Below are 25,881 nucleotides of genomic sequence, written 5' to 3' on the forward strand. Positions count from 1 at the left end.
CGCGGGGCCACGGGGTTATTGATAGCGGTACGGCCGCGCGCGTGCGCGGCGCGGCGTTGCGGCAGCTCAACCGTCCGTTGCAACGGCGCGGCGTGGCGCCGGGCGCGCGCAGCAGCCGCCGCGCATGCTGGAGGGCGGTTCACCGTAGTGGTGGCGATAGGCGCGGCTGAAACCGGACAGGCTTACAAAGCCCACCGCGTAGGCCACCTCCGATACGTTGCCCTCGCCGTCGCGCAGCAGCCGGTGCGCCAACTGCAGGCGCACCAGCCGGATCAACTCCCCCGGCGGATGGCCGATGCTTGCCACCAGCTTGCGGTGCAGGCTGGTGCGCGACATGTTCAGCGCGAAGGCAAGGCGATCCACCGACAGGTCTTCGTCGTCGATGTGGCGTTCGATCCAGTCGCGGGCGCGCTCGACCAGCCGCGATGCCGCAGCGCCCTGCGGCCGGATACGCGCACGCGCCAGAACGTCATCACGGCTACCGCCCATGCTGTCGCCCAGCGCCGCATGGCAACTGCAGTGCCGCATGCGGGTCAGCAGGGCCAGGCTCCACGCCAGCAGATGGCCGTCCCCATCGTCGGCCCCGTCCACGTACCCTGCACCGGGCGTCGCGCTGCTGTCGGGGAGGTTCAATCCACGCTCGATCACGTCCATAGAATTGCCGCTTCCTTCTGCTGATAAGCCGGGCCGGTGTATCGACGGACCCCGCTCACGGGCGGCCGATGGCGCGTCCGGGCATGCGCGACTACGCGGGATCCCCCCTGCGAATGCGTCGAAAACGACATCGCAGTTCCTTGAGTACCGGTGTAACCGGAGCGGCGTTCGCAGATTTGGCGACGCGTTGCAGATACTTGTCAGATCGTTGCAGGGCGCTTCTTTATCGGCAGATCCGCCGCGATACTGGATCGGCTTTGGGTAGCTGCATCGCGAGGCCCTGTCATCATTTGTGATGCAGCGCACCTGTGAAGTGCGCATTTCAGCACATGTGCATCTGTGAAGACGCGGCGACTGTGAAGACGGCAGCAGCACGCATCAACCAGCGGCCGCTGCGTCAGCGGCCCACGGTGGGCACGCACGCCGCCGTCGGCTAGGCTTGCGTGGTGGCGCACAAGCGCCCGCGAACTCCCCATGTGAAGGAAGCACCATGAGTTATGACGTGATGGTTTTCGACGCCGCTGCCGCCCCGCGCGACGCGGCCACCTTCGTCGCCTGGTTCGAGCGCCAGGCCGAGTGGGACGAAGACCACGATTACGACGACGCAGCCGTCAGCGCACCGGCGCTGCAGGCGTGGTACGCGGACATCATTGCCGAGTATCCGCCGATGAACGGACCGCTCGCCGATGATGAGGACGATCGCCCGCAGGTCACCGACTACAGCGTCGGCCGGCAGGTGATCTACGCCGCCTTCGCGCACTCGGTTGCCGAGCACGCGCACGGCCGCGTGCAGGAACTGGCCCACCGGCACGGGCTGGGCTTCTTCGACGTCAGTGGCGACGGCGCCATCGTGTATCCCGATGGCACCACGCTGATCCCGGAGTAAGTACGCGCCTGCGTGACGGCCGCAGCCCTGCTGCGGCCGTCATCAAGCCGGATGGGTTTCCAGCACCGGGGCAACGCGTCAGAACAGATGCCGCTGCAGCGGAAGATCGCCGGTTTCGCCTTCCCCGGCGGCGGCATCTGAAGGCACCGCCTGCAACCGCATCGCCAGCCCCGACAAGCGGCTGGCGTGCCGGGCCAGCGCGGCCTGGATGACCTCGACGCTGCCCAGCACATGCAGGGCGTGGCGTGCGCGGGTCATGCCGGTGTAGACCAGCTCGCGCGAGAGCACGCGGTTGTCGCGGCGCGGCAGCTGCAGCCAGACCTCGTCGAATTCCGAGCCCTGCGCCTTGTGCACGGTCATGGCGAAGGCGCTCTCGTGTGCCGGCAGCGCACCGGGATGGAAGGCGCGCGGCTGGTCGGCCGCATCGCCGGGGAACCAGGCCATCACCGCACCGTGGCGGTCACCCAGGCAGATGCCGATGTCACCGTTGAACAGACGGTGGCGATAGCTGTTCTCGGTGATCAGCAGCAGGCGGCCGTGGAAGTAGCCGGGGGTCATGCCCGGGCGCGGCACGCCCGCCAGCATCGCCTCGATGCGCGCGTTGAGCCCGCGCGCGCCCTGCGGCCCTTCACGCACGGCGGTGAGCAGGCGGATGCGGCCAGCGTTGGCCAGCGCCTGGCCGGGATCGGCTGCCTCGCCCAGGCTGCGCCAGTGCGCCAGCAGGTGCTCGCGATGGTGCTGCAGCGGATCGGCCTGGTCTTCATGGAAGTGCACGCCGGCCAACGCGCCGCCGCGCAGCAGCGCCAGCGCGGTGGCACTGTCGCCCTCGCGCACGGCATGCGCCAGCGGTGCCAGGTCGAGCGCATCGGTCTGGCGGTAGCCACGCTGCAGCTGCACGCGGCGGCCGGCGAATGGCATGGCGGCGGCCAGTGGTTGCAGCGCCGCCGGTGCCAGCAGCGTGCGCAGTGCCTGTGCATCGTCAGCCTGGGTGCCCAGGCCATCGCCGCTGGCACGCAGGATCGCGCTGAGCACATCGCCGGCTTCCACCGAGGGCAGCTGATCGGGATCGCCGAGCAGCACCAGCCGGGTGCCGGAGGCCACCGCGTCGACCAGCTTGGTCATCAGCGGCAGGTCGATCATGGAGGCTTCGTCGACCACCACCACATCGAACGGCAGCGGGTTGTCGCGGTGGTGGCGGAAGCGCGGCGAGTCCGGAATCACGCCGAGCAGGCGATGCAGCGTGGTGCCGGTACTGGGCATGGCATCGCACAGCGAAGGCGCGATACCGACCAGGCGCAGGCGCTGCACGGCCAGCCGCAGGCTTTCGGCCATGCGCTCGGCGGCGCGCCCGGTGGGTGCCGCCAGGGCCACGCGCGGCAGCGGTCGGTCGGCCTGCACGGCCTGTGCGGCAAGCAGCACCAGCAGCCGCGCGATGGTGGTGGTCTTGCCGGTGCCGGGGCCGCCGGTAACCAGCACCAGCGAATGACGCAGGGCGACGGCGGCGGCACGGGCCTGGTGGTCGATGCCCGCATGTGCCTGCGGGAACAGCTGGGCGAACAGCGCCGCCAGCGCAGCCGGATCGTCTGCGGCCTGCGGCTGCGAGGCGACACGTTGCAGGCCGATGGCCAGACGTCGTTCGTACTCGCGATAGCGGCGCAGATAGAGCAGGCCGTTCTCCAGTACCAGCGGAACATCGCCTGCCTCACCATCGGCCGCGTCGGGAACATCCACCCACGGCGAGGCGCGCAGCTGCGCCAGCCATTCCTCTGCGGGTGGCCAGTCGGCGGGGGTTTCCACCAGCCGCTGCGGGCAGCGCGGGTCGAAACCGGCATGGCCCTGCGACACCGCCAGCGAGGCCAGCGCGGCTGCGGCAAGCACGGTATCGGGTGTGTCCGGGCGCAGCCGGCGCAGGCTCCGCGCCAACGCGTGGTCGAGCGTGCGCAGCGCGGTGCTGTGGTGAAGCGCGGCGAGCAGGCTCATGCGTCCCCCCGTGCGCGTGCGGCCATGCGTGCCTGCGCGTGCTCGCCACCGGCGAACAGGGCATCCATCGCATCAACCAGGGCCGGGTCGAAACGGTGCGCGTACACACCGGGGCTGTCGGCGCGGGTGGCGTCCAGCCCCCGGCAGAACAGGTAGCGGATGCCGCCCATGTCGCGCGCAAGGTCGTACTGCGCGCCCAGCCGGAAGCGCAGCCACCGGTGCAGCGCCACGGTGTAGATCAGTGCCTGCAGGTCGTACTCGCTGTGCTGCATGGCGGTGGCCAGCCGTGCCGGGTCGTAGCCGGGCAGGCGGTTGGACTTGTAGTCGAGCACGTACCAGCGGCCTCCGCGCACGTAGGTGAGGTCGATCTTGCCGGTCATCAGGCCTTCCAGACGGCGCCGCGTACCGAAGCCGCGCCGCTCGCGCACGAGGCCATGCGCATGCAGCAGGTCGAGCAGTGCCGGGACGGCGGTGGGCTGCATCGCGAAGTGGAACTCGATTTCAGCGCGGCGCGCGTCGGCAGGCACGGCGTGCAGCGCACCGCCCTCGGGCAGGGCCACGGTCAGGGTCTGGCCGACCAGCGCAGTCAGCACGTCCACGCCGGCGGCGAGGTCCTCATCGGGATAGCCTTCCTGGGCCAGCGCATCGCGCAGCACCTGTGCCTGTTCCTCCGACGCCGGTTGCCCGGGCTGCCAGCCCGCCCAAGACGCGAAGTCGGTGTTCTCCAGTGCATCGTGCAGCACGTTGCCGAAGCGGCTGCCCATGAAGCGGGGGTCGGCCTGTTCCGCCGCTGGCGCGCCGGCCTGCTCGGCCTCCACCGCCGGGTCGATGCCGGTCGGTTCATCTGCCGCGGGCGCCGGCACTTCCGTCGCGGCGGCCTCGGTAGCGTGCCCGGCGTCGGCGTGCGCCAGCTGGGTGAAGCTGTACACCCACCAGTCGTGCGGAACGCGCCGGGTCAGCGCGCGCACCGGCGGCAGTTCGCCATCGGCAACAAAGGCAAGCTGGGCCGGACGCGGCTCGGCGGGGCCCTCGACCACGGCGATGGCCGGGTGCGAACGCAGCGCGTCCAGGTCCGACAGCATCGGCGCCAGCCGCGTCCTGGCCAGGCCGGTGAGGTCACCGGCGGCGATCCACAACGCATGTTCGGCACGAGTCAGCCCCACATACAGCAGGCGCGCATCTTCGGCCTTCTGCTCCAGTGCGCCGCGCTCGACCGCTGCGTTCCACGCCTCGTCGCGGTCCAGCTTCCAGTGCAGCTCGCGGCGGCCGTTGGCGTGCACGGTGCAGTTGGAATCGGCGCGGCTGCCGCCGCCATCGATACCCACGAAGGGCAGGAACACGAGGGGATACTCCAGGCCCTTGCTCTTGTGCAGGGTGATGATCTGCACGCGGCGCGCGTCCGATTCGAGCCGCAGCAGCTGCTGCTCGTCGTTCTGGTCGGCGTGCGCCATCTGCACCTGCAGCCAGTCCAGCAGGCCATGCATGCCCAGGGTGTGCCCGGCCGCCTGCTGCAGCAGTTCGCCCAGCTGCAGGTAGTTGGTCAGGCGGCGCTCGCCATCGATCAGGCCAAGCAGACGCTCGGCGTGCTCGGCGCACAGATCGGCGATCACCGCGAACGGGCCGCCGCGCTGCCAACGCTCGCGCCACAGCAGCAGGCGCAGCTGGAAGGTGCGCTGCGACTCGCCCTCGCGTTCCATCGCATCGATGGCCTGCGCGTCTTCGCCCAGCAGCACGGTGGACAGCGCCGCACGCAGGCGCCCTTCATCGGCGGGCTGCAGCAGCGCCAGCAGCAGCAGGCGCAGCTCGTGGGCCTCGTCGGTGGCGTACAGGCTCTGCTTGCCGGCGGCCACGGCGGGAATGCCCACTGCGCCCAGCGCCTGCTGGATGCGGGTGGCTTCCTTGTGCGAGCGCACCAGCACGGCGATGTCGCCCGGCTGCACGGGCTGCCCACGCAGCAGCGCGCGGCCCTGCCGCGCCTGGTCGAGAATACGGTGGATCTCGGCCACGCAGGCATCGCTGGCCTGCTGGCGCGACGCATCGGCCTTGAGCGCGCCACCGTCGGGATTGTGCAGCACGCGCACGGTCAGGCCCGGTGCGGGCGCGCCGTCGCGCAGGAAGTCGTCGTCGCTGCGGGTGCTGCCCGGGTGCACCGGTTCGAAGGCGATGTCTTCTTCCAGGAACGCACGCTCGCCGGCATGGGTATACAGCGCTTCGATCGCGTGCAGCACGGCCGGGCGCGAGCGGAAGTTGCGGTCCAGCGCCGGCGCCGCGTCGGCCTGTCGCTTGGCCTTGAGGTAGGTGTGGATATCGCCGCCGCGGAACCCGTAGATGGCCTGTTTCGGATCGCCGATCAGGAACAGCGCCGGCGAAAGTCCCGCCTCCTCCGTCTCCTCCGAGCGGCCGAACACGCGCTGGAAGATGCCCCACTGGCGATCGTCCGTGTCCTGGAACTCGTCCACCAGCGCGATCGTGTACTGCGCACGCAGCTGCCGCACCAGCGTGGCGCGGTGCGGGCCGTCGAGCGCCTCGGCCACGCCCTCGATCAGATCGTCGTAGGTCTGCACGCGGCCGATCCGCTTGAGCTCGGCCAGGCGTGCACGCGCCTCCCCGCGCAACGCGTGCAGGAACACCACGGCGGCCTGCCGCAGCCACTGCTCGCGGGCATCGGCGGCGTGCCACCAGCCCTGCAATGCGTCGAACAACGGCGATGCCGGACAATGCCCTTCCTGGCCGTCCCTGCAGAACGCCAGCAGGTTCACCGGCAGCAGCTTGCCCAGGTGGGTCTTGTCGCCGCGCGCCCAGTCCTGCGTGGCCACGCCGGCGAACAGCTCGGCGAAGGCCTTGTCGAGGCTGGGCCGCTTGGCACGGCGGCCATCGAACACCTTGCGGTCGAAGGCGCTGGCAATCTGCGCCTGCGCGTCTTCGGCGTGCAGCGGGATCGCTTCGGCGAGCGCGGCCGCGGCAGCCTGCAGCTGCGGCGCGGGATCGGGGTACGTGTGGGCCGGTGCCGCCGGCAGCAGCGGCAACGGCTTGATCAGGGTGGCCAGATCGCCGGCCAGCGCCTCGGGCGTGGACCACAGATAGGTCAGCGCATCGACCGTGGCCGGGTCGTTGGCGTGCACGCGCCACAGGTCGGCCGCCAGTTCGTCGTGCAGCTCGCGTTCGCTGGGCAGCAGCGTCGGCGGGTCGAAGGTGTGCCCGCTCTCCAGCGCGTGTTCGCGCAGCACGCGGGTGCAGAAGCCGTGGATGGTGAAGATCGCGGCGAGGTCGATCTCGTCGGCCGCGGTCTGCAACCGCCGCGCGAGCGCGGCCGGGGTTTCCTCGCCGCGCGCCAGCTGGCGCTGCAGGAGGGTGCGGGTCAGCACCACGTCGGGGCCGTCGTCGGGGGACGGCGCGCGCTCCACCAACTGGGCGGCCAGGGCCAGCCGCTCGCGGATGCGCTTGCGCAGCTCCTGGGTGGCCGCGTCGGTGAAGGTCACCGCCAGGATCTGGCCGATGCGCCAGCCCTTCTCCACCACCAGGCGGGTGAACAGCGTGGCCAGGGTGAACGTCTTGCCGGTGCCGGCGCTGGCCTCGATCAGGCGCACGCCATCCAGCGGCAGCGCCAGGTAGGGGTCATCGAGCAGGTTCGGGGCGGTCATCGCAGGGTTCCTTCCTCATCGAAGCCCGGGAAGACCCGGCCTTCGCGCACCGCGGTAAACACCACGAAGCTGTTGTGCAGCAGTTGCCGGTAGGTATCGGCGGTGGCGAACGGATCGCGACCGCGCAGGGCCAGCTGGTAGCTGGCGCCGCTGGACTCGGCCCAGCTGCGCTCGCTGCCATGCCACTTGGCGTAGCCCTCGGTGGCGCGTTTGGCCTCGGCGGCGGTGTACAGCGCCCAGCCGGTGGAAGGCCCGTACAGCAACGGCGCGCGCAGGCCTTCGTTGCGCAGCTGCAGCAGGCGGCGCAGGGCAGCGCGTGCCTGCTCGGGGGGCAGTGGCGCCAGCACGTGCGGGCCCAGCCCGTCGTCGCCGGCATCGTGGAACTGGACCAGCGGCAGGGCAGCGCCGGCAGCATTGGCCAGCAGCCAGTCCAGCCCCTGGCGGATCGCCGCACGGCCGTTCAGGCGATCCGCGCGCAGGCGCACCAGCCCATGCGGATGCACGTCATCCACACGCCCGTGCAGGCGCAGGCCATCGATGTCCACTTCGTAGCGGCGGCTGTCGGCCACGCTGCCCGCCTGCCAGGCCGCCAACGCCTCGGCATAGGGCTGGGTCTGCGCCTGCAGCGTCGCGAACTGGCGCTCGCCCAACGCACCGGATGGCACCAGGGCGCGGGCGCGCAGGCGCGGATACAGCGGCGCGTCGTCCCCGGCCAGGGTGGCGGCGATCACCGCGTGCTGCAGGTGGACCTTGTCGTGGCCCCGCGCGGCCATCACCAGCGGCTCGATGTCATCGGCGCTGCCCACCTCGTCGGGCAGGCGCAGGCCAAGGCGCTGTGACAGGAACTGGCTGGCCGGATCGGTGAGGAAGCGGCGCAGTGCGTCCAGGCTCAGCTCAGTGTCGGGGCCTGCGGCCTCCGCCGGCGGCAGCGCCTGGGCGAACCACGGCGCCAGCGCGCGGCGGGTGCCCCCCAGCGACCCGGCCGCCGGGTGCCACTGCTGGCGGTAGCTGAAGCGCCGGGGCTCATCGCCACCACCGAAGGCCGCCGGCGCGAAGGGCTGCAGCGAATGCCGCACCGTCATCTGCCGGGCCGCGCCCGCCGGCACCTGGTGGTACTCGGCGGCCGCATCGATCAGTTCGCTGACCAGTACCGACGGTTCGCGCACGCTGCCATCGCGCGGGTCGGCGCCGAGGTAGCTCAGGTAGAACACGTCCTGCGCCGAGGCGAACAGCTGCAGGAACAGGAAACGGTCGTCCTCGCGCAGCGAACGGTCGCCATGCCGGCGCTTGTCCGTGCCCAGTTCGGCGGTGAGCTGGTTGAGGCCGGCGGCCGGATCGCGGCGCGGGAAGTCGCCGTCGTTCAATCCCAGCACGCAGATCACCCGGAACGGCAGCAGGCGCATCGGCACCATGCGGCCGAAGCTGACGCCGCCGGTCAGCAGCGGTGCGCGGGTATCGGCCTGCGCCAGCGCGCCGGCGAAGTGCGCGCGCACCACCTCCGGCGGCACCTCGCCCTGGTAGCCGGCGGTGGCCGCGTCACGGGCGAAGTCGTTGATCAGCTTGCGCAGGCGCTCCAGCGCGCGCTGGCTGTTGGCTGCCTGCGGCGGTTCGGGCAGCAGCGCGTCCAGCATGGCCAGCAATCGCTGGCGCCACTGCGCCGGCGACAGGGCCTGGCCCAGCGCCTTCTGGTAGCGCGCCAGCACGCGCAGCAGGCCGAGCAGCCGGTCCAGCGCATCCAGCGCACTGCCTTCCAGCTCCGGCCACGGCGCCACGCCGGCAATGTCGTCGTCGCTGCCGCTGGCATGGCCGAGCAGCAGCCGGTCAAGCGCGAACTGCCAGGTGAAGGCGTCATCGTCCGGTGCCTGGTGCTGGCGGCGGTGCGCGGCATCCAGCCCCCAGCGCGCACCGGCCGCTTCCAGCCAGTCGTGCAGGCGGTCGAAGGCGGCCGCGTCCAGGCCGGCGGCATCGGCCAGCGGGGCGCTGGCGAGCAGGTCCAGCACTTCATTCACGCCGAAGCGCGAGACCGGCAGGCCGAGCAGGTGCACGAACACATCGGCCAGCGGCTCGCCGGCCAGCGGGCTGGTATCGGCCAGCGCATAGGGAATGTGCTCTTCGCCACCGCTGCGCCCGCCGAACACCGCTTCCAGGTACGGCACGTAGGGGTCGATGTCCGGGGCCAGCACCGCGATGTCGCGGGCCTGCAGCGGTGGATCGAACCGCGTGTCCTGCAGCAGGCTGCGCAACTGGTCGTGCAGCACCTGCAGTTCGCGCAGGCGGGTGTGGCAGGCATGCACCTGCAGGCTGGGATCGTCATGGCGCAGCGCCTCGCGACGCGCGCCGGCCGGTTCGCCGCGGCGGTGGAACAGGTCGCGCTGCAGGCGATGCAGCAGGCTGTCCGACAGCCCGCCCTCGTCCAGGGTGGGGCCGGTGTCGTCCTCGGGATCGTCGTAGGCGGCAATCTCGCCGGCCGGATGCACCACTTCGTAGCTGCCCAGCACGGCCATGAAGTCGCGGCCTGCCGCGCCCCACGCCTGCAGCAGGCGGTTCTCGCCGGCACTGCCACCGAACGGATCGGCCGCGCCGCTGCGCAGCTTCTCGCCCAGGGTCTGCAGGTCGCCCCAGTACGCCTGGGTGGGCGTGGGCAGGTAGAAATGCATCGTGCCGACCCGCGCCTGGGTTGCCATCACCCGCAGCACGTCCGGCGAGATGTTGAGCGTGGCGAAGGCGAACACGCGCGCGGGCAGGCCCTGCGGCAGCGGCTTGCCTGCGCCCTCGAACCGCTCCAGGTAGGCGTGGATGCGGCGCGCGCGGTACTGCTCGCCGCTGGCGATATGCCGCCACAGGATCGCCTGGGGATCGTTCGGTTCGGCGCCGGCTTCCCAGCGCAGCAGCCAATCGCGACGCCAGGCCTGGTACTTCTCGAACACCGCCGCCAGCTCGCCGGCCAGCGCCCACGGCTTGAGCGGATCGGCGGCCGACAGGTACGCCTGCAGCGCGCGCATCGGCGGGCGCGCCATCAGCGTGGCGTCCTGCAGGGCCGCGTACAGGCGCCAGCGCAACCCTTCCGCGTTGAGATCGTCGTGTTCGCCGGGCACGTTGGCGTTGAGCGCGCGTGCGACGAACTCACCCGGGGTGAGGAAGGTCAGGTTGGCGGCGATGCCATACTCGGCCGCCAGCGTGGACTGCAGCCAGCGGCGCATGGCCACCTGCGGGATCAGCACCACCTCCGGTTCGAGGACGGATTGGCCTGGTACCGGCGTGCGCACTTCGGCGGCCAGCAGGGCAGCCAGCACATCCAGCGCGTTGGAGTGGTACAGGCGGAAATCGGAAACAGCGTCGGTCATCGCAGGAGTGTGCCGCAGCGGGCGCACCGACGCAGCGCGGCGGCACGCACGGAGGAGATAAGGCGTGTCCCATCGCCGGCCGACACGGTGTGTTGCAGCGCCCATCAGCGCCGCGGCCGGCGTACCGGCACGGGGCCGTGCGACAATACTGCACGGTCCAGTTCGGTTATGTTCAGCCGTTCACCACGATCTTACAACGTTGGAAATTTGTTAATGGCGCCCATGACGGCTTCCGAAGATGATCTGGTGCAGTTGTCCAACGTGCGGATCGACCGCGGCGGGCGCACGATCCTGCGCGACGTGTCGATGTCGGTGCCGCGCGGCAGCATTACCGCCGTGCTGGGCCCGTCCGGCAGCGGCAAGTCCACGCTGCTGGCCGCGCTGACCGGTGAGCTGCGTCCGGTGGCCGGCAGCGTCACCCTGTTCGGCAAGCCGATCCCCACCGGCAGCAGCGCCCTGCGCGAGATGCGCCGCAGTGTCGGCGTGCTGCTGCAGGGCAATGGCCTGCTCACCGACCTGACCGTGGCCGAAAACGTCGCGCTGCCGCTGCGTACCCATACGCGCCTGCCGACGCCGGTGCTGCGCCGCCTGGTGCAGATGAAGCTGCACGCCGTGGGCCTGCTGGCCGCCGCCGATGCCTGGCCGCGCGAGCTGTCCGGCGGCATGGCGCGCCGCGTTGCGCTGGCCCGCGCGCTGGCCCTGGACCCGCCGCTGATGATCTACGACGAACCGCTGACCGGGCTGGACCCGATCGCCAGCGGGGTGATCATGAGCCTGATCCAGCGCCTCAACCACAGCCTGGGCCTGACCAGCATCATCGTCAGCCACCATGTTCACGAGACCCTGCCGATCTGCGACCAGGTGATCGCGATCGCCAACGGCGGCATCGTGTTCCAGGGCAGCCCGGCCGATCTGGAATCCAGCCAGGACCCGCTGCTGCGCCAGTTCCTGCACGGCGAACCGGACGGCCCGATTCCGTTCGATGCCGCACCGCGCGCGAGGGTTGCCTGATGCCGTTCGTTGAAGCCACCCGTTCGCTCGGCCGCGCCGGCCTGTTCTCGTTGACGGTGCTGCGCGGCTCGCTGCCGACCGCCGATTTCCTCGCCGAACTGACCCGCGAGATCTACAAGATCGGCGCGCGTTCGCTGCCGATCATCGCCGTGGGCGGCGCCTTCGTGGGGCTGGTGCTGACCCTGCAGGGCTATCGCACGCTGACCACCTTCGGTGCCGCCGATGCGCTGTCCACCCTGCTCGGCCTGTCGCTGTACCGCGAACTGGCCCCGGTACTGACCGCGCTGCTGTTCATCGGCCGCGCCGGCAGCTCCATCGCCGCCGAGCTGGGCCTGATGCGTGCCACCGACCAGATCAAGGCACTGGAGCTGATGGCCATCGATCCGATCGCCAAGGCGGTGGCACCGCGCTTCTGGGCAGCGGTGCTGACCGTGCCGCTGCTGACCGGCATTTTCTGTTCGTTGGCGATCAGCGCCAGCTATTTCGAGGCCGTGCACGTGCTCGGCCTGGACAACGGCGTGTTCTGGTCGGCGCTGAGCAACAGCGTGGATTTCTGGGACGACTTCGGCGTGGCGATGCTCAAGTCGGCGATCTTCGGCGGCACTGCCGCGCTGGTTGCGTCGTACGTGGGGTTCCACGCCGAACCCACCATCGAAGGCACCTCGGTGGCCACCACGCGTGCGGTGGTCAACGCCTCGCTGCTGGTGCTGATGTTCAACTTCGTGCTCTCGGCAATGATGTTCCAGTAGGTACCGACCGTTGGTCGGTACGGCCGTTGAACCGGCCGGTACCGCTTCACGCATGCAGATACTCCCGCCCGGCGAGCTGTCCGGGCACCTGACAAAGAACAGTGAGACAACACATGGCCATCCGCGGTCCCAGACTCGAATTTTCCGTCGGCGCGTTCCTGCTGCTGGCGCTGGCCTCGCTGCTGGTGCTGGCCGTGGCGTCCACCAACCAGCGGTGGGGGCTGGGCAGCAGCGGCTACGAACTGAAGGCGCGCTTCACCCAGATCGGCCAGCTGCGCAAACAGGCGCCGGTCAAGATCGGCGGCGTCACCGTCGGCCAGGTCGCGCAGATCGAGCTGGATCCGACCAAGTTCGATTCGATCGTCACCCTGAAGCTGGACGGCAAGTTCAAGGACCTGCCGGCCGACACCTCCGCCGGCATATTCACCAGCGGTTTGCTGGGCGAGAGCTATATCGGTCTTCAGCCGGGCGGCGATCCGGACGTGCTCAAGTCCGGCGATGAGATCGTCTTCACCCAGCCGGCGGTAGACCTGCTGCAGCTGGTTGGCAAATACATGTTCAGTGGCCCGGGCAACGCCGGCGGCGCTGATTCCCACGAGGGCAATGGCGCAGAGGCGCCTGCAAAGGAACCGCAACCATGAAAACCAGACTGATCCCGGCCCTGCTCGCCACGGCCCTGCTCGCCTCGCTGCCGTCGCTGTCGATGGCACAGGCCGCCCCGGCCGCCGCCAGTGCCCAGCAGGGCCAGGCCGGCAGCGCCGTGCTCGACGCCAGCACCCGCATCCTGACCACGCTGCAGGCACGCCGCACCGAGTTCCGCGGCAACCCGACCGCCCTGCGCAGCTTCATCAACAGCGAGCTGAACAAGACCTTCGACCGCGACTACGCCGCACGCCTGGTGCTGGGCGTGCACGGCCGCGGCGCCTCCGATGCCGATGTGAAGCTGTTTGCCGACGCGATGGCCGACAACCTCATGCAGCGCTACGGCTCGGCCCTGCTGGAAATCCAGGGCAAGCCGACGTTCCGCCTGAAGTCCGAATCCCCGTTGCCCGGCAACCGCGGCGTGCGCGTGTCCACCGAACTGATCCGCGCCGGCAGCGAGCCGACCCCGGTCGACTACCTGATGCGCAACGTGAACGGCCAGTGGAAGATCTTCGACGTGATGATCGAAGGCATCTCCTACGTGCAGACCTTCAAGACCCAGTTCGACGCCCCGCTGCGCCAGAAGACCATCCAGCAGGTGGCCACCGAACTGCGCAACGGCACCATGCAGGCCGGACAGGCGCCCCGTGGCAAGTAACGCGGCCAGCGTCCGTCGCGATGGCACCGCGCTGGTGTTCAGCGGGGTGCTCGACCGCGCGGCGGCGACGGCCCTGTGGCCGTCGCTGGGCGCGCTCGACGGTGTGCAGCAGCTGGATCTGGCTGCGGTGACGCGGGTGGACAGCGCCGGCGTGGCGCTGCTGGCCGAACTGGCCGCGCGCCTGCGCGACCGCGGCGGTGCACCGGCCATCGTCGGCTCACCGGCCGGCTTCAACGAACTGTGCGCGGCCTACCGGCTGGCGCCCACCCTGGATTTCAATGCCCTTTCTGCGGCGAGCTGACATGAACGTCATACGCACCCTCCCCCTCCTTGTGCTGGCCACGGCACTGACCGCGTGTGCCGGCAAACCCGCCCGCGACAGCGCGCCCACCAGCGTGCCGGTGACGCCTGCCGCGGCCGATGCCGCGCAGGACACGCCGGCCGACTCCCTGCCGCAGGCCGAGGTGCCCGCCCCGGTGCCGGCCGATGCCGTCGGGGATCCGGCGCAGCAGTCCGGTGCCGACGGTACGCCGCCCGCCACCGCCGGCGACGTCGCGCCGACCAGCGCGGAAGACGACTTCGCCGCGCTGTACGGCGGTCCGGCACCCAGCGCCGATGGCACCACGGCGGCCAGCGCGCCGTACGATCCGTGGGAACCGTTCAACCGCCGCGTGCACAGTTTCAACAACGTGGTCGACCGCGCGGTCGCCCGCCCGCTGGCCACCGCGTATACCAAGGTGGTGCCGCGCTTCGCCCGTACCGGCGTGACCAACTTCTTCAGCAACCTGCGCGCGCCGGTCACCATGACCAACCAGCTGCTGCAGGGGCGTGCCGACGACGCGTGGGACACCCTCGGCCGCTTCCTGATGAACTCCACGCTGGGTATCGGCGGCCTGTTCGATCCGGCCAGCAAGGCACTGGTGCCGCGCCGCAGCGAAGACTTCGGCCAGACCCTGGGTGCCTGGGGCTGGCGCCGTTCGCGCTACGTGGAGCTGCCCTTCTTCGGGCCGCGCACGGTGCGCGACGTGTTCGGCCTGGCCGGCGACATCCCGCTCTCGCCGATCCGCACGATCGAAGAGGACAAGGTCCGCATTGGCCTGCAGGGCCTGCAGCTGGTGGACATGCGCTCGCAGCTGATGGCGCTGGACGACATCCGCGACAACGCGGTGGACGAGTACGCGCTGACCCGCGATGCCTGGCTGCAGCGCCGCAACTACCAGATCGAGAACGACCTGCGCGGCAAGCATGCGCGCGGCAAGGATGCCGACGACACCGCCCCGATCCCGGTCGATGCGATGCCGATGCCGAACTGGAGCAACTGAAGAAAGTAAAAAACCCCGCCTTGGCGGGGTTTTTTTTGGGTTGCACGCTGACGTGTTCGAGGCACGGCGGCGGGTGGGTCGGGCGCTGGGCCGCGGTGCCCGCACCGGCATCGCGCCACCGCCGTGGCGGTGGCGCGCGCTCCTTACAGCTCCTTGTCCAGGCTGATCTGCACGCCGTGGTCGCGGTCGTTGCCACTGCCCACCAACCCGCGGTAGTCCACGCGCAGGCCCCAGGTGCGCCCGAAGTCGAACATCACCCCGGCGCCCAGCATCCAGCGGCTGCGGTCGAAGCCATCCAGCGTGGTGCGGTAGAGCGGCACATCGACCAGGTCGGCGTACTGCAGGGTGGCCAGGCCACTGCCGCTGAAGTCGTGCTGGTACTCCACGCGCAGCTGCGGCGTCCAGGCGCCCCACCCGGCCGTATTGCGCATTTCCACGCGCAGGCCGGCATTGCCGGTGGTGGCATCCACGTCCTGTTCGCCATAGCGCAGCGCGAACAGGTCGTTGCCCTGCTCCACGTAGCGGTCCAGCGAACCCTGCGACGCATCCAGGCGGGCGTACGGGGTGAACTGCCAGTTGCCCTTGGCCAGGTCGGCACCGAAGGCGAGCGAACCGAACCACTGGCTGCCGTTGCGACGGGCGTGCACGAAGCCGCCATCGCCGGTCACGTAGCGGCGCAGGGTGTAGTCGAGCAGCTGGTGACCCAGCAGGGCGTCCACGAACAGGCTGCGGCCCGGGCTGTAGCTGGCATACACCGCCATGCTGTAGGCCTGGCCATCGCTGCGGCTGCCGCTTTCGCCGACATCGCTGCGATCGCGGCCGTAGCCCAGCCCGGCGCCAACGGCGAAGGCCTCGCTGATCCGCAGATCGCTGCCGACGGTGACGCCATCGGTCTCGAAGTCGGTACCGGCGCGCTGGCCGCCCTCGCTGCGCCCGGAGCGGATGGTGCCGCCCACCCACAGGCCAAGCGGTGCCTGCGAGGCCGTGCCGGCGGCACTGGGTGCGTTCTGCTCCAGCCCCGTTTCACGGTCGAACGGCTGCCGGCGCTGCGCATCGCAGTCCGGACCGGGCACGTTGCCCACCATCGGCTCGCAACGGCGCGTGGCGTAGGACAGGCTCAGATTGTTGCTGAACCCGTTGCTGCGGCTGGCCCCGTGCAGGCGCTGCATGCGCTGCTGGAAGTTCTCGATCTGCGAGTTGGCGAACCGGCGTGCCGCATCGCGCTGGGCCGTCAGCAGACCCCGCACTTCCGGATCGCGGGTCGGATCCGGGCGTTGGGCGATCTGCACCACGTAGTCGTGGCTGCCGGTGAAGCCCAGGGCGTCGGTCGCCGTGACGGTGAATGCGAACGCGCCCGCCGCGGTTGGCGTACCGGCCAGCATCCCCGCCGCTTCCAGCGTCATGCCGTCCGGCAGTGCACCGGCACTGACCGCATAACGGTAGGGTGCGGTGCCGCCGGTGGCGGTCAGGACCTGCTCATAGCGGTTGGCGAACAGCCCGGCCGGCAGCGAGGCCGGGGTCAGAGCGAGCACCGGTGCCGCCACGCTCAGCGAGTAGGCCTGGGTAAGCGTGCCGCCGCCGCCGGTGGTGGCGTCGGTGACGGTGACGCTGAAGGCGAAGCTGCCCGCCACGCCGGGGGTGCCGGCGATACGGCCGGTGGCCACGTCCAGCACCAGACCGGCCGGCAACGCACCGGCGGTGAGCGCGTAGCGGTACGGCGCCAACCCGCCTTCGGTGGTGAAGGCCAGCGTGTAGCTGCTGCCGGCGGTGGACGCCGGCAGCGCGCCGGCAACCGGGCTCAACGACAGGGTGGGCGCGGCCACGGTCAGCGTGTAGGCCTGTACCAGGCTGGCCGGGGTGCCACCGGTGCTGTCGGTGACGGTGGCGGTCAGCGCGAAGGTGCCCGACTGGGTCGGCGTACCGGACAGCGTACCGGTGCCGGCATCGAACGACAGGCCGGCCGGCAGCGCGCCGGACAGCAGCACGCGATACGGCGCGATGCCGCCCGTGGCAGAGAACACCTGCTGGTAGGGCGTGCCCGCCGCCGCCGCTGCCAGCGTGGCCGGCGTGGCGGCCAGCACCGGGCTGGCCACCACCAGGCTGTAGGGCTGGGTGAGGCGGGCCGGGGTGCCGGCGGTGCTGTCGGTGATGGTGACAGTCAGCGCGAAGGTCCCCGACTGGGTCGGCGTACCGGACAGCGTGCCGGTGCCGGCATCAAACGACAGGCCGGCCGGCAGCGCGCCGGACAGCGCCACGTGGTACGGCGCGATGCCGCCGGTGGCGGTGAACGCCTGCTGGTAGACGCTGCCGGCGGTGCCGCCCGGCAGGGCCGACAGCGGGGTCACCAGCACCGGGCTGGCCACGACCAGGCTGTAGGGCTGGGTGACGCTGGCCGGGGTGCCGCCGGTGCTGTCGGTGATCGTCGCCGTCAGGGCGAAGGTGCCCGACTGCAGCGGCGTGCCCGACAACGTGCCGGTCGCGGCATCGAAGGTGACGCCGGTCGGCAGCGTGCCGCTCAGTGCCACCTGGTACGGCGCGATGCCCCCCGTGGCGGTGAAGGCCTGCTGGTACGGGGTCCCTGCGGTCCCGGCTGCGAGCGCCGACGGCGTGGCGACCAGCACCGGGCTGGCCACCACCAGGCTGTAGGCCTGGGTGACGCTGGCCGGCGTACCGGTGGTGCTGTCGGTCAGCGTGGCACTCAACGCGAACGTGCCGGACTGGGTCGGCGTGCCCGACAACGTGCCGGTCGCGGCATCGAAGGTGACGCCGGTCGGCAGCGTGCCGCTCAGCGTGACCTGGTACGGCGCGATGCCGCCGGTGGCGCTGATCGCCTGCTGGTAGGCGCTGCCGGCGGTACCGGCAGGCAGCGTCGCCGGGGTGGCCGACAATGCCGGGCTGGCCACCACCAGGCTGTAGGCCTGGGTGACGCTGGCCGGCGTACCGGTGGTGCTGTCGGTCAGCGTGGCACTCAACGCGAACGTGCCGGACTGGGTCGGCGTGCCCGACAACGTACCGGTGGCAGCGTCGAAGCTCATCCCGGTCGGCAGCGTACCGGACAGGGTCACCTGGTACGGCGCGATACCGCCGGTGGCGGTGAACGCCTGCTGGTACGCCGTGCCGGCGGTAGCGGCGGGCAGCGTCGCCGGGGTGGCCGACAATGCCGGGCTGGCCACCACCAGGCTGTAGGCCTGGGTGACGCTGGCCGGCGTACCGGTGGTGCTGTCGGTCAGCGTGGCACTCAACGCGAACGTGCCGGACTGGGTCGGCGTGCCGGACAGCATGCCGGTGGCGGCGTTGAAGCTCATCCCGGTCGGCAGCGTGCCGGACAGGGTCACCTGGTACGGCGCGATACCGCCGGTGGCGGTGAACGCCTGCTGGTACGCCGTGCCGGCGGTAGCGGCGGGCAACGTGGCCGGCGTGGCAGACAGCGTCGGGCTGGCCACCACCAGGCTGTACGCCTGTGTGGCGCTGGCCGGCGTACCGGTGGTGCTGTCGGTCAGCGTGGCGCTCAACGCGAACGTACCGGACTGGGTCGGCGTGCCGGACAGCATGCCGGTGGCGGCGTTGAAGCTCATCCCGGTCGGCAGCGTGCCGGACAGGGTCACCTGGTACGGCGCGACGCCGCCGCTGGCGGTGATCGCCTGCTGGTAGGCGCTGCCCGCGGTACCGGCAGGCAGCGTGGCCGGCGTGGCCGACAGGGTCGGGCTGGCCACGGTCAGCACGAAGCTCATGCCGGTGGTGAACGGACCGGTGCCGGTGCTGCTGTCGCGTGCAGATGCCACGAGCCCAAAGCTTCCCGACGCCGTGGGCGTGCCGCTGATCGTCGCCGTGGTGGCGGTGGTCGCGGTGACCGTCAGGCCCGCCGGCAGGTTGCTCACCAGATGAGCGGTATACGGCTGCGCGCCGCCGGCCCAGGTGAACGTCTGGCTGTACGGCGTACCGGCTACCGCGGCGAACCCGCCGCTGGCGGACACGGTGATGACGGGAATGCCCACCGTCACCGTCACCGTGGCGGGCGCGGACGTGCCGCCCGGGCCGGTGGCCGTATAGGTGAAGCTGTCCGGTCCGGCATAGCCGCTGGTCGGCTGGTAACTGATCGTCAGCGGGCCGGTCACCGTCGCGGTGCCGTGCTGCGGTGCGGTCGCCACCGCCACCGAGGTGGCCGCGCCACCGGACAGGACCAGGGCGACCGGCGTCGCCGGTGCGTCATAGGACGTCGTCAACGGAACGTTGCCGGCCACCGGTACCGGGTCGACCACCGTCAGCGTCAACGTCTCGGACGTGCCATAGGGCGCACCCGTGCCCGTGGTGCCGTCGCGCACGGTCACCGTGAAGGAGTAGGTTCCCGCCGCAGTGGGCGTGCCGCTGAGGACGCCGGCCGGGGACAGGCTCAGTCCTGGCGGCAGGGTGCCGGGGATGGCGCTGAAGATGTACGGCTCGGTGCCGCCCGTGGCCGGCCCGCGGTTGCTGTTGAACGGCTGGCCAAGGACAGCCGGCGGCAACGGCGCGCCAGGCAGCACCACGAGGGGCTGGAGGACCGCAAGGACGTACGCCTGCATCTGCGTGTTCGCGACCGCGCTGTTGTCGGTGGCCGTCACGGTGAACGCATACGTGCCCACGGCCGTGGGCGTGCCGCTCACCACGCCGGCCGCGTTCAACGACACGCCTGGCGGCAGGTTGCCGGTATGGGTGAAGGTGTAGGGCGCAACGCCGCCGGTCACCGTGAGCGGCTGGTTGTACACGGCACCGGCGCGCGGCGCCGGCAGGGACGGGGGCGACAGCGTCATCGGCGCGTCGTCGTTGAGGATGGTGACCGTTGCCGTGCCCCGGGCCAGGGTGGCATTGGCCGGGTTGGTCAGACGCACCTGGAAGGTTTCGTCCGCTTCCACCGTGGTATCGCCATTGACCAGCACCGTGATGGTCTGGGTCGTCACACCGGGCGGGAACGTCACCACACCGCTGACCGCGGTGTAGTCGGCCGGCGCGATGGCCGTGCCATCGGCGGTGGCGTACTGCACCGTCACGTTCACCCCGCTGGCGGCGGACAGGCTAACGGGCACGTCGACCCGGGTCGTGCCCGAATCGCCTTCCGTCGTCATGTAATCGACGATGGACAACGTCGGCAGCGCATCGTCGTTGACGATGGTTCCCACGCCCTGCCCATCGACGATGGTCGCACGCGCAACATTGCTCACGTTGACGAGGAAGGTCTCGTTCACCTCATACATCGTGTCGCCGTTGACCTGCACGGTGAACGTGTAGGTCTGGGCGCCGGCCGGAATGGTCTGGCCAACCAGACTGCGCGCCACGTAGTCCGAACCGGCGGTGGCGGTGCCGTCGGCGGTGGCGATGTCGAATGTGACGCCCCCCGGGCCCGCCGGCACATCCAGCGATACCGTGAAGGTGAAGGCACTGGTACCGCTGTTGCCTTCGTTCTGGGTGACATCGCTGATGCGCAGCGCCGGCAGATCGTCGTCGCGGATGGTGCCGGTGGCGCTGGCCGGCGTGCCCAGCGTGAAGCCCGTACCCGACTGCAGGCTGACCACCACCGTCCTGTTGGGCTCCGCCGTGGTGTTGGCGATCGGCGTGAGCGAGAGCGTGCCGGTCGTCTGGCCCGCCGGGATCGTCACCGATGCCGGCGTGCCGGTGTAGTCCACGCCTAAGACACCCGTGCCGCCCAGCAGGATCGGCACGCTCAGTGCGATCGGATTGGTGCGATCCAGGGTGACGGTGTAGATCATCGGCGTGCCGCTGTCTTCATCCACGATCGCCGGGGCGACGGCGATGGTGGCGACGGGCTTGTCATCGTTGAGGATCGTGCCGGTGGCGCTGGCCGGTGCACCCACCGTGTAGCCGGTGCCGGGCAATACCGTCAGGATCACCGTTTCATCGGCTTCCACGGCGGTGTCGTTGACCGGGACGATGTTGACCGTCGCGCTGATGGCATTGGCTGGAATGGTGACAGTGGACACGCCGCCGGTGTAGTCGGAGCCACTGGTCGCCGTTCCCGAGGTCCCCAGATTCACCACCAGGGGGGTGGCCTGGGTGACACTGCGGGCAACTGTGTACACCAGCGGTTGACCGCTGTCCTCGTTCACGCTCGCCGGCGACACCGCGATGCTGACGGTGGGCGCGTTGCCCACCGTCAGGGCGAAGGTCTTCAGTTCAAAGTAGGGGGCCGTACCGGTGCTGCCGTCGGTCACCCGCAGCGTGAACGTGTAGGTCTGCGCTGGACCGGTGGGCGTGCCACTGATGTAGCCCTGGTTGGTCAACGTAATGCCCGGGGCCAGCACGCCCGATTCAAGGGCATAGTTGTACGGCGCGACACCGCCGCTGGTGTCCAGCAACAGGGTGAAGGGGGCGTTCAGCGTCGCGGTCGCTGCGGTGGGGCTGAGCGTCAGGCTCGGGTTCTGCACCGTCACCGAATACGCCTTGTCGACCACGCCGCCGAGGTTGTCGGTCGCCCGCACGGAGAAACTGAAGGGGCCGCGTCGGGTCGGCGTGCCGGACAGGATGCCCGTGCTGCCCAGGATCAACCCCGGCGGCACCTGCCCGCTGCTGATCGTGTAGGCGTAGGGGGCGGTTCCGCCGGTGGCGGCGAACGTCTGCGAGAACGCCGTACCCGCCGTCATCGGGCCCAGCGTCGCCGGGCTGACCACGATTGCCGACGCCGGCGGATCGATGATCATCGTCACCCGGACCGTGCGGTTGGCGGTATCGGTGAACTCGAAGACATCGCCCTGGAGGTCAACGCCGTTGTGGCTGTAATCGACGTACCACCTGGGTTCGTCGACGCGCAGGACGGCGCTGCCGCGTTGTGGCAGGGCAGGCCCGTCGACCGCGCCGTCGGAGGCGAGGAAGATGTTCCCGGCACAGGCAGTGACGTCGATCGCCACACTGCCGCCACTGGGCACATGCGCCGTAAGCGGTGTGCACAAATTGGACGTATGGGCCGCCTGCGCCAGGCCCGGCCAGAACAGGGCCAGGCAGGACAACAACGAGACGAAGGCGAACAGACGCGCGGAACGCGCGGTACCGGAAAGGAACGACATGACTCTTCCCCCTTAGAAGAATCCCACCTGGATGCGGAACAACATCGAGGTGCGCGTCCCAACTGGCGTGCTCCCGGGGAAACCATCCCCTGCCGATCCCCGGCGCTGCCAGCGGTAGGCCATCCGCGCCTCCCCCGTTGGCGCCATTGGAACAGAGTCGCGGCGCGGAAGATAGATGCAACGTCCGGTCAAATCGCTGCAACGGCAGGGACTTGTGAAGATCCTGAATGGCGTTCAGAGTACGCGGGCGCCAGTCCGGCGCCCGCGCTCACCATCCAAGGGGGATATAGATGGGCGAATATTATCTCGGCCAGATTGTCATGGCCGGCTTCACCTTTGCACCCAGGGGCTTTGCACCGTGCAACGGCCAGCTTCTTCAAGTAGCGACCAATCAGGCCCTGTTCGCCCTGCTGGGGACGCAGTACGGCGGCGACGGTCGAATCACCTTCGGCCTGCCGGATCTTCGCGGCCGCGCGCCGGTGTCGGCTGGCACCTCCGTGGACACGGGCTGGCAACCCGCTCCTACGCAGCTCGGCGAAGTAAGCGGGTTTGAGAATGTCACCCTGCTGGCCCCGCAGATGCCTTCCCATACGCACCAGGTGCTGGGGGTCAACGCCGCCGGCAATGTCCGCATTCCGACCGGCTGCGCCTACGCCGGCACCGGTACCGGCGCCAAGCTCTATGCCACCGCGGGCGGCGCCCAGGTCGTACAGACCCCGCAGACGGTTGGCCTGACTGGCAACGGGCAGCCGCACCCGAACATGCAGCCGTTTGCCGTCATCAACTTCTTCATCTGCGTGTCGGCGGGCATCTTCCCGCCCCGCGACTGATGGGCGGGACCACCCGGCCTCCCCTCGCCTTACTCTCCTGGAGCACGCATCGATGACCATGCCTTTTGTCGGCGAGATCCGCATGTTCGGATTCGGCCGTACCCCTTCCGGATGGCTGCCCTGCGACGGGCGCATCCTGCCGATCCCGGACAACGACGTTCTGTTCACGCTGATCGGCACCACCTACGGCGGCAATGGCACCACCAACTTCGCACTGCCCGATCTGCGTGGCCGGCTGCCGATGAACCAGGGCCAGGGGCCCACATTGAGCCCCCGCGTGATCGGCCAGGTGGCCGGCAGCGAGCAGGTCACCCTGACGTCGCCGCAGTTGCCGCCGCATACCCATCTGCTGGCAGTGACCACGGTGGCGGCCACCGCCGACCTGCCCTCCGCCACGGTGGTACCCGGCGCGGTCAGCGGCGAAACCTATTACGTCAGCGACATCACCGACGGCACGTCGATGACGCTGTCCCCGTCATCGGTATCGGCAAGCGGTGGCGACCTGCCCCACGAGAACTGCATGCCCACGCTTACCGTGCAGTACTGCATCGCCATCTACGGCATTTTTCCGTCGCAGAGCTGACTTCCTCCTTCGCAAGGCGCAGAGATCACCACCATGAGCGATTCGTTCCTCGGCGAAATCCAGATGTTCGGATTCCCTTACAACCCCAAGGGCTGGGCCTTCTGCAACGGCGCAATGCTGCCGCTGCGGCAGAACACCGCCCTGTATTCGCTGATCGGCACCCAGTACGGCGGCAACGGAACGACCACCTTCCAGTTGCCCAACCTGGTAGCGCGCGCAGCCGCCGGCCAGGGTACCGGGCCCAGTTTGAGCCCGCGGGTGATGGGCCAGACGTTCGGCAGCAACGCGGTCTCCCTGACCAGCGATCAGCTGCCCGCACACCGGCATGACCTGGTCGCCTACGCACAGGGCGCCGCCAAGCGCCTGGCCACCCCAGCCACCAACGGTGCGCTGTCGATGCCCGGTACCAGCACCGTCAAGTCCTTCAGCAACGCGGTTGCCAACACACCGATGGCACCCAACATGCTGCAGCCCACAGGTGGCGGCAACCCGCACGAGAACCGGCAGCCGTACCTGACGGTCAACTTCTGCATCGCCCTTGAAGGCACGTTCCCGTACTTCGAATGATCCCGGCCGACACATTGGCGCCGTTCCCTGCGGAACGGCGCCCTGCCCTGGCCGCGGTGAACGGCAACATCCCGTGGGCGTGGCGCGCGCTGGGCAGCGCCGACCTGCCGTGGCTGATGGCGCTGTACGCCACCACCCGCGCGCAGGAACTGCAGCCCCTGCCGTGGCCGGAGACGGTCAAACAACAGTTTCTGGCGCAGCAGTTCGTGGCCCAGCACCAGCACTACCTGGGCCACTACCCGCAGGCGCACTACCTGGCCATCGACGTCGACGGGCAGGCGGTGGGCCGGGTGTATATCGACGAGGCCGGCGAAGACGATCTGCTGGTGGACATCAGCCTGTTGCCGGCCTGGCGCGGCCGCGGGCTAGGGACGGCGCTGATCCAGCAGCTGCAGCAGGCCGCGGCGATGCGCGGGCGCAGCCTGCGTCTGAGCGTGCAGGTTCACAACCCGGCAGCACGCCGGCTCTACGAACGGTTGGGCTTCATTGCCGACGTGGCAGCAGAGGCGCAGACCCATGTGGCGATGCGTTGGACAGGCACCGCCGGCCTCAGTTGAACACCGCCTGGTAGAGAAACCCCGCGCGCTCCTGCGCGATCGGGACCAGGAAAATGCCCACCTCGCCCACGCGGTCGTGGCGCATCGAGAAGATCTGCTGCGGGAACACGATCGGGGCGGCATTGCGGAACAGCAGCGAGAACGGCACGCGCGGCGCATCGGGGCGCGCGTGCTTCAGCGGCCGCGCTTCAACCAGCACGAAGTCCACCTGCATGCCCTGCAGATCCACGGCGAACGTCTCGTCCACGCAGCCTGCGAAATGTTCCAGCGTCAGCATCTCCATGCCTTGTCCCCTGTTGGCATGCCGCATGCGTCGCGGCGGCCATCATCCTCGCCGCTGCGCGCGGTGCGCGCAAGGTGCGTGCAGGCGCGCGGCGCGCCTGCACGCGGCCCGCATCAGGCGGCCAGCGCAGCGTCGATCGCGGCCACCAGGCGGGCGTCATCGGCCGGCACGTCCGGTGCGAAGCGCGCGATCACCTTGCCATCGCGGCCGATCAGGAACTTCTCGAAGTTCCACAGCACCGCCGGTGCCGGATTGACCACCAGGTCCGGGTACTTGGCCACCGCTCCCTGCAGCTTTTCGCGCATCGGGCCTTCGCCCGTGGCGGCCGGCTGGGCTGCGGTGAGCTGCTGGTACAGCGGGTGGATGTCCTCACCGGCGACGCTGATCTTGGCAAACAGCGGGAAGCCGACGTTGTACTCCAGCTGGCAGAACTGCTGGATCTCCGCCTCGCTGCCCGGCTCCTGGGCCAGGAAGTTGTTGGCCGGGAAACCCAGCACTTCCAGGCCGGCCGGCTGCTTCTCGGCATACAGCGCCTGCAGGCCTTCGTACTGCGGGGTCAGGCCGCACTTGGAGGCGACATTGACCACCAGCAGCACCTTGCCGCGGTAATCGGCCAGCGAGGACGGCTGGCCTTCGATGGTGGTGACGGGGATGTCGTAGACGGTCTGGCTCACGGGAAATCCTTGCAATGGCAGGTTGGCGGCACAGCATACCCGTGCCGGAGACGGGTCAGTCGACGCAGATCGTGCCCTGCGCCACGCCGTTGTCGATGCGCTGGCGGCAGCCGAAGTTCTGGCTGATGTCGCGCTGGCAGACGCCGCGCGCTGCCGCGCCTGCCACCAGCTCGGCGCCCTCCCGGGCAAGGCACTGACCGTTGCAGTCGGCCTTGGCGCTGCAGGCCTTGCCGGCATCGGCATAGGGCACCACGCAGTGCACGTGCTGCAGGCGGCCGAGCGGCCTGGCTTCACCGCCGGCGGCCTCGCATTCGGCGCGCTGGGCGGTCGTCGCGCCCGCTTCCACGCTGGCCACCGGCACCGTTGACCCGGTCGCGTGCGGCGCACTGCTGCAACCGGCCAGCGCCCACAGCAGGAACATCATCAACACAATGCGCATGGGTCCATT

General features: G+C 70.0%; 19 protein-coding genes. 11 read left to right on the forward strand and 8 right to left on the reverse strand.

The features are described from left to right. Nucleotides 1–66: 66 nt before the first annotated feature. The gene (locus ACLB90_RS09560; protein ID WP_411849293.1) at nt 67–654 is read right to left on the reverse strand and encodes a helix-turn-helix transcriptional regulator; all 588 of its coding nucleotides are present in this window, start codon (nt 652–654) and stop codon (nt 67–69) included. Nucleotides 655–1,144: 490 nt separating this feature from the next. Here ACLB90_RS09560 and ACLB90_RS09565 point away from each other — a divergent pair, with 490 nt between their 5' ends. Next, complete coding sequence (locus tag ACLB90_RS09565) at nt 1,145–1,540, forward strand: hypothetical protein (RefSeq protein WP_411849294.1); 396 nt, start codon at nt 1,145–1,147, stop codon at nt 1,538–1,540. 78 nt (nt 1,541–1,618) lie between these two features. On the opposite strand, the gene recD is transcribed toward ACLB90_RS09565, so the two are convergent. The 3 genes from recD to recC are packed head-to-tail and all read right to left on the reverse strand — an operon-like array spanning nt 1,619 to nt 10,505. Further along, nucleotides 1,619–3,520 (reverse strand): exodeoxyribonuclease V subunit alpha, encoded by a 1,902-nt coding sequence (recD, locus tag ACLB90_RS09570; RefSeq protein WP_411849295.1) that lies wholly within the window; start codon nt 3,518–3,520, stop codon nt 1,619–1,621. Further along, a complete protein-coding gene (recB, locus tag ACLB90_RS09575) occupies nt 3,517–7,161 on the reverse strand; it encodes an exodeoxyribonuclease V subunit beta (RefSeq protein ID WP_411849296.1) in 3,645 nt (1,214 codons plus the stop codon). The genes recD and recB overlap by 4 nt, the downstream gene beginning before the upstream one ends. Then, nucleotides 7,158–10,505 carry an exodeoxyribonuclease V subunit gamma gene (recC, locus tag ACLB90_RS09580; protein ID WP_411849297.1) on the reverse strand — a complete coding sequence of 1,116 codons (3,348 nt, stop codon included), beginning with the start codon at nt 10,503–10,505 and terminating at the stop codon, nt 7,158–7,160. Before recC ends, recB begins: the two co-directional genes overlap by 4 nt. A 222-nt stretch (nt 10,506–10,727) precedes the next feature. On the opposite strand from recC, the gene ACLB90_RS09585 reads away from it, so the two are divergent. The 6 genes from ACLB90_RS09585 (at nt 10,728) to ACLB90_RS09610 (ending at nt 14,887) form a co-directional block, all read left to right on the forward strand. Next, the gene (locus ACLB90_RS09585; RefSeq protein ID WP_136006856.1) at nt 10,728–11,516 is read left to right on the forward strand and encodes an ABC transporter ATP-binding protein; all 789 of its coding nucleotides are present in this window, start codon (nt 10,728–10,730) and stop codon (nt 11,514–11,516) included. After that, nucleotides 11,516–12,265 (forward strand): MlaE family lipid ABC transporter permease subunit, encoded by a 750-nt coding sequence (locus ACLB90_RS09590; RefSeq protein ID WP_411849298.1) that lies wholly within the window; start codon nt 11,516–11,518, stop codon nt 12,263–12,265. The genes ACLB90_RS09585 and ACLB90_RS09590 overlap by 1 nt, the downstream gene beginning before the upstream one ends. Before the next feature lie 113 nt (nt 12,266–12,378). Continuing rightward, nucleotides 12,379–12,906 carry an outer membrane lipid asymmetry maintenance protein MlaD gene (mlaD, locus tag ACLB90_RS09595; RefSeq protein ID WP_411849299.1) on the forward strand — a complete coding sequence of 176 codons (528 nt, stop codon included), beginning with the start codon at nt 12,379–12,381 and terminating at the stop codon, nt 12,904–12,906. Continuing rightward, complete coding sequence (locus tag ACLB90_RS09600; RefSeq protein WP_411849300.1) at nt 12,903–13,565, forward strand: phospholipid-binding protein MlaC; 663 nt, start codon at nt 12,903–12,905, stop codon at nt 13,563–13,565. The genes mlaD and ACLB90_RS09600 overlap by 4 nt, the downstream gene beginning before the upstream one ends. Continuing rightward, entirely contained in the window at nt 13,555–13,866 is a 312-nt protein-coding gene (locus tag ACLB90_RS09605) for a lipid asymmetry maintenance protein MlaB (RefSeq protein ID WP_411849301.1), read from the forward strand. Before ACLB90_RS09600 ends, ACLB90_RS09605 begins: the two co-directional genes overlap by 11 nt. A 1-nt stretch (nt 13,867) precedes the next feature. Beyond that, on the forward strand, nt 13,868–14,887 hold the full coding sequence (locus ACLB90_RS09610; protein ID WP_411849302.1) for an MlaA family lipoprotein: 1,020 nt from the start codon (nt 13,868–13,870) through the stop codon (nt 14,885–14,887). A gap of 143 nt (nt 14,888–15,030) precedes the next feature. On the opposite strand, the gene ACLB90_RS09615 is transcribed toward ACLB90_RS09610, so the two are convergent. After that, a complete protein-coding gene (locus ACLB90_RS09615) occupies nt 15,031–21,939 on the reverse strand; it encodes a putative Ig domain-containing protein (protein WP_411849303.1) in 6,909 nt (2,302 codons plus the stop codon). Between the two features lie 290 nt (nt 21,940–22,229). On the opposite strand from ACLB90_RS09615, the gene ACLB90_RS09620 reads away from it, so the two are divergent. Genes ACLB90_RS09620 through ACLB90_RS09635 form a run of 4 tightly spaced genes read left to right on the forward strand, consistent with a single transcriptional unit; the run spans nt 22,230 to nt 24,476 of the window. Beyond that, entirely contained in the window at nt 22,230–22,769 is a 540-nt protein-coding gene (locus ACLB90_RS09620; RefSeq protein ID WP_411849304.1) for a phage tail protein, read from the forward strand. Between the two features lie 52 nt (nt 22,770–22,821). Beyond that, on the forward strand, nt 22,822–23,352 hold the full coding sequence (locus ACLB90_RS09625; protein WP_411849305.1) for a phage tail protein: 531 nt from the start codon (nt 22,822–22,824) through the stop codon (nt 23,350–23,352). Nucleotides 23,353–23,385: 33 nt separating this feature from the next. Then, nucleotides 23,386–23,919: a phage tail protein gene (locus ACLB90_RS09630; protein WP_411849306.1), complete on the forward strand. Its 534-nt coding sequence runs from the start codon at nt 23,386–23,388 to the stop codon at nt 23,917–23,919. Further along, nucleotides 23,916–24,476, forward strand: coding sequence for a GNAT family N-acetyltransferase (locus tag ACLB90_RS09635; RefSeq protein ID WP_411849307.1), 561 nt, complete (start codon nt 23,916–23,918; stop codon nt 24,474–24,476). Before ACLB90_RS09630 ends, ACLB90_RS09635 begins: the two co-directional genes overlap by 4 nt. Here the strand turns inward: ACLB90_RS09635 and ACLB90_RS09640 are convergent. The 3 genes from ACLB90_RS09640 to ACLB90_RS09650 all read right to left on the reverse strand — a co-directional run bounded on the left by ACLB90_RS09640 (nt 24,469) and on the right by ACLB90_RS09650 (nt 25,872). Next, the gene (locus tag ACLB90_RS09640) at nt 24,469–24,759 is read right to left on the reverse strand and encodes a DUF6916 family protein (RefSeq protein WP_411849308.1); all 291 of its coding nucleotides are present in this window, start codon (nt 24,757–24,759) and stop codon (nt 24,469–24,471) included. The genes ACLB90_RS09635 and ACLB90_RS09640 overlap by 8 nt on opposite strands. A gap of 113 nt (nt 24,760–24,872) precedes the next feature. Further along, nucleotides 24,873–25,433 (reverse strand): glutathione peroxidase, encoded by a 561-nt coding sequence (locus ACLB90_RS09645; protein WP_411849309.1) that lies wholly within the window; start codon nt 25,431–25,433, stop codon nt 24,873–24,875. A gap of 55 nt (nt 25,434–25,488) precedes the next feature. Beyond that, a complete protein-coding gene (locus ACLB90_RS09650; protein WP_411849310.1) occupies nt 25,489–25,872 on the reverse strand; it encodes a hypothetical protein in 384 nt (127 codons plus the stop codon). Nucleotides 25,873–25,881 lie beyond the last annotated feature (9 nt).

The organism is Stenotrophomonas sp. LGBM10, from assembly GCF_046736075.1.
Classification (GTDB): Bacteria; Pseudomonadota; Gammaproteobacteria; order Xanthomonadales; family Xanthomonadaceae; genus Stenotrophomonas.

Bases quoted from the DNA above. Each gene is read 5' to 3' on its own strand.
- ACLB90_RS09650 (WP_411849310.1), bottom strand. From the start codon at position 25,872: ATGCGCATTGTGTTGATGATGTTCCTGCTGTGGGCGCTGGCCGGTTGC.
- ACLB90_RS09635 (WP_411849307.1), top strand. From the start codon at position 23,916: ATGATCCCGGCCGACACATTGGCGCCGTTCCCTGCGGAACGGCGCCCT.
- ACLB90_RS09565 (WP_411849294.1), top strand. From the start codon at position 1,145: ATGAGTTATGACGTGATGGTTTTCGACGCCGCTGCCGCCCCGCGCGAC.
- ACLB90_RS09590 (WP_411849298.1), top strand. From the start codon at position 11,516: ATGCCGTTCGTTGAAGCCACCCGTTCGCTCGGCCGCGCCGGCCTGTTC.
- recD (WP_411849295.1), bottom strand. From the start codon at position 3,520: ATGAGCCTGCTCGCCGCGCTTCACCACAGCACCGCGCTGCGCACGCTC.
- ACLB90_RS09620 (WP_411849304.1), top strand. From the start codon at position 22,230: ATGGGCGAATATTATCTCGGCCAGATTGTCATGGCCGGCTTCACCTTT.
- mlaD (WP_411849299.1), top strand. From the start codon at position 12,379: ATGGCCATCCGCGGTCCCAGACTCGAATTTTCCGTCGGCGCGTTCCTG.
- ACLB90_RS09625 (WP_411849305.1), top strand. From the start codon at position 22,822: ATGACCATGCCTTTTGTCGGCGAGATCCGCATGTTCGGATTCGGCCGT.
- ACLB90_RS09615 (WP_411849303.1), bottom strand. From the start codon at position 21,939: ATGTCGTTCCTTTCCGGTACCGCGCGTTCCGCGCGTCTGTTCGCCTTC.
- ACLB90_RS09640 (WP_411849308.1), bottom strand. From the start codon at position 24,759: ATGGAGATGCTGACGCTGGAACATTTCGCAGGCTGCGTGGACGAGACG.
- ACLB90_RS09610 (WP_411849302.1), top strand. From the start codon at position 13,868: ATGAACGTCATACGCACCCTCCCCCTCCTTGTGCTGGCCACGGCACTG.
- ACLB90_RS09600 (WP_411849300.1), top strand. From the start codon at position 12,903: ATGAAAACCAGACTGATCCCGGCCCTGCTCGCCACGGCCCTGCTCGCC.
- ACLB90_RS09630 (WP_411849306.1), top strand. From the start codon at position 23,386: ATGAGCGATTCGTTCCTCGGCGAAATCCAGATGTTCGGATTCCCTTAC.
- ACLB90_RS09560 (WP_411849293.1), bottom strand. From the start codon at position 654: ATGGACGTGATCGAGCGTGGATTGAACCTCCCCGACAGCAGCGCGACG.
- ACLB90_RS09585 (WP_136006856.1), top strand. From the start codon at position 10,728: ATGACGGCTTCCGAAGATGATCTGGTGCAGTTGTCCAACGTGCGGATC.
- recB (WP_411849296.1), bottom strand. From the start codon at position 7,161: ATGACCGCCCCGAACCTGCTCGATGACCCCTACCTGGCGCTGCCGCTG.
- recC (WP_411849297.1), bottom strand. From the start codon at position 10,505: ATGACCGACGCTGTTTCCGATTTCCGCCTGTACCACTCCAACGCGCTG.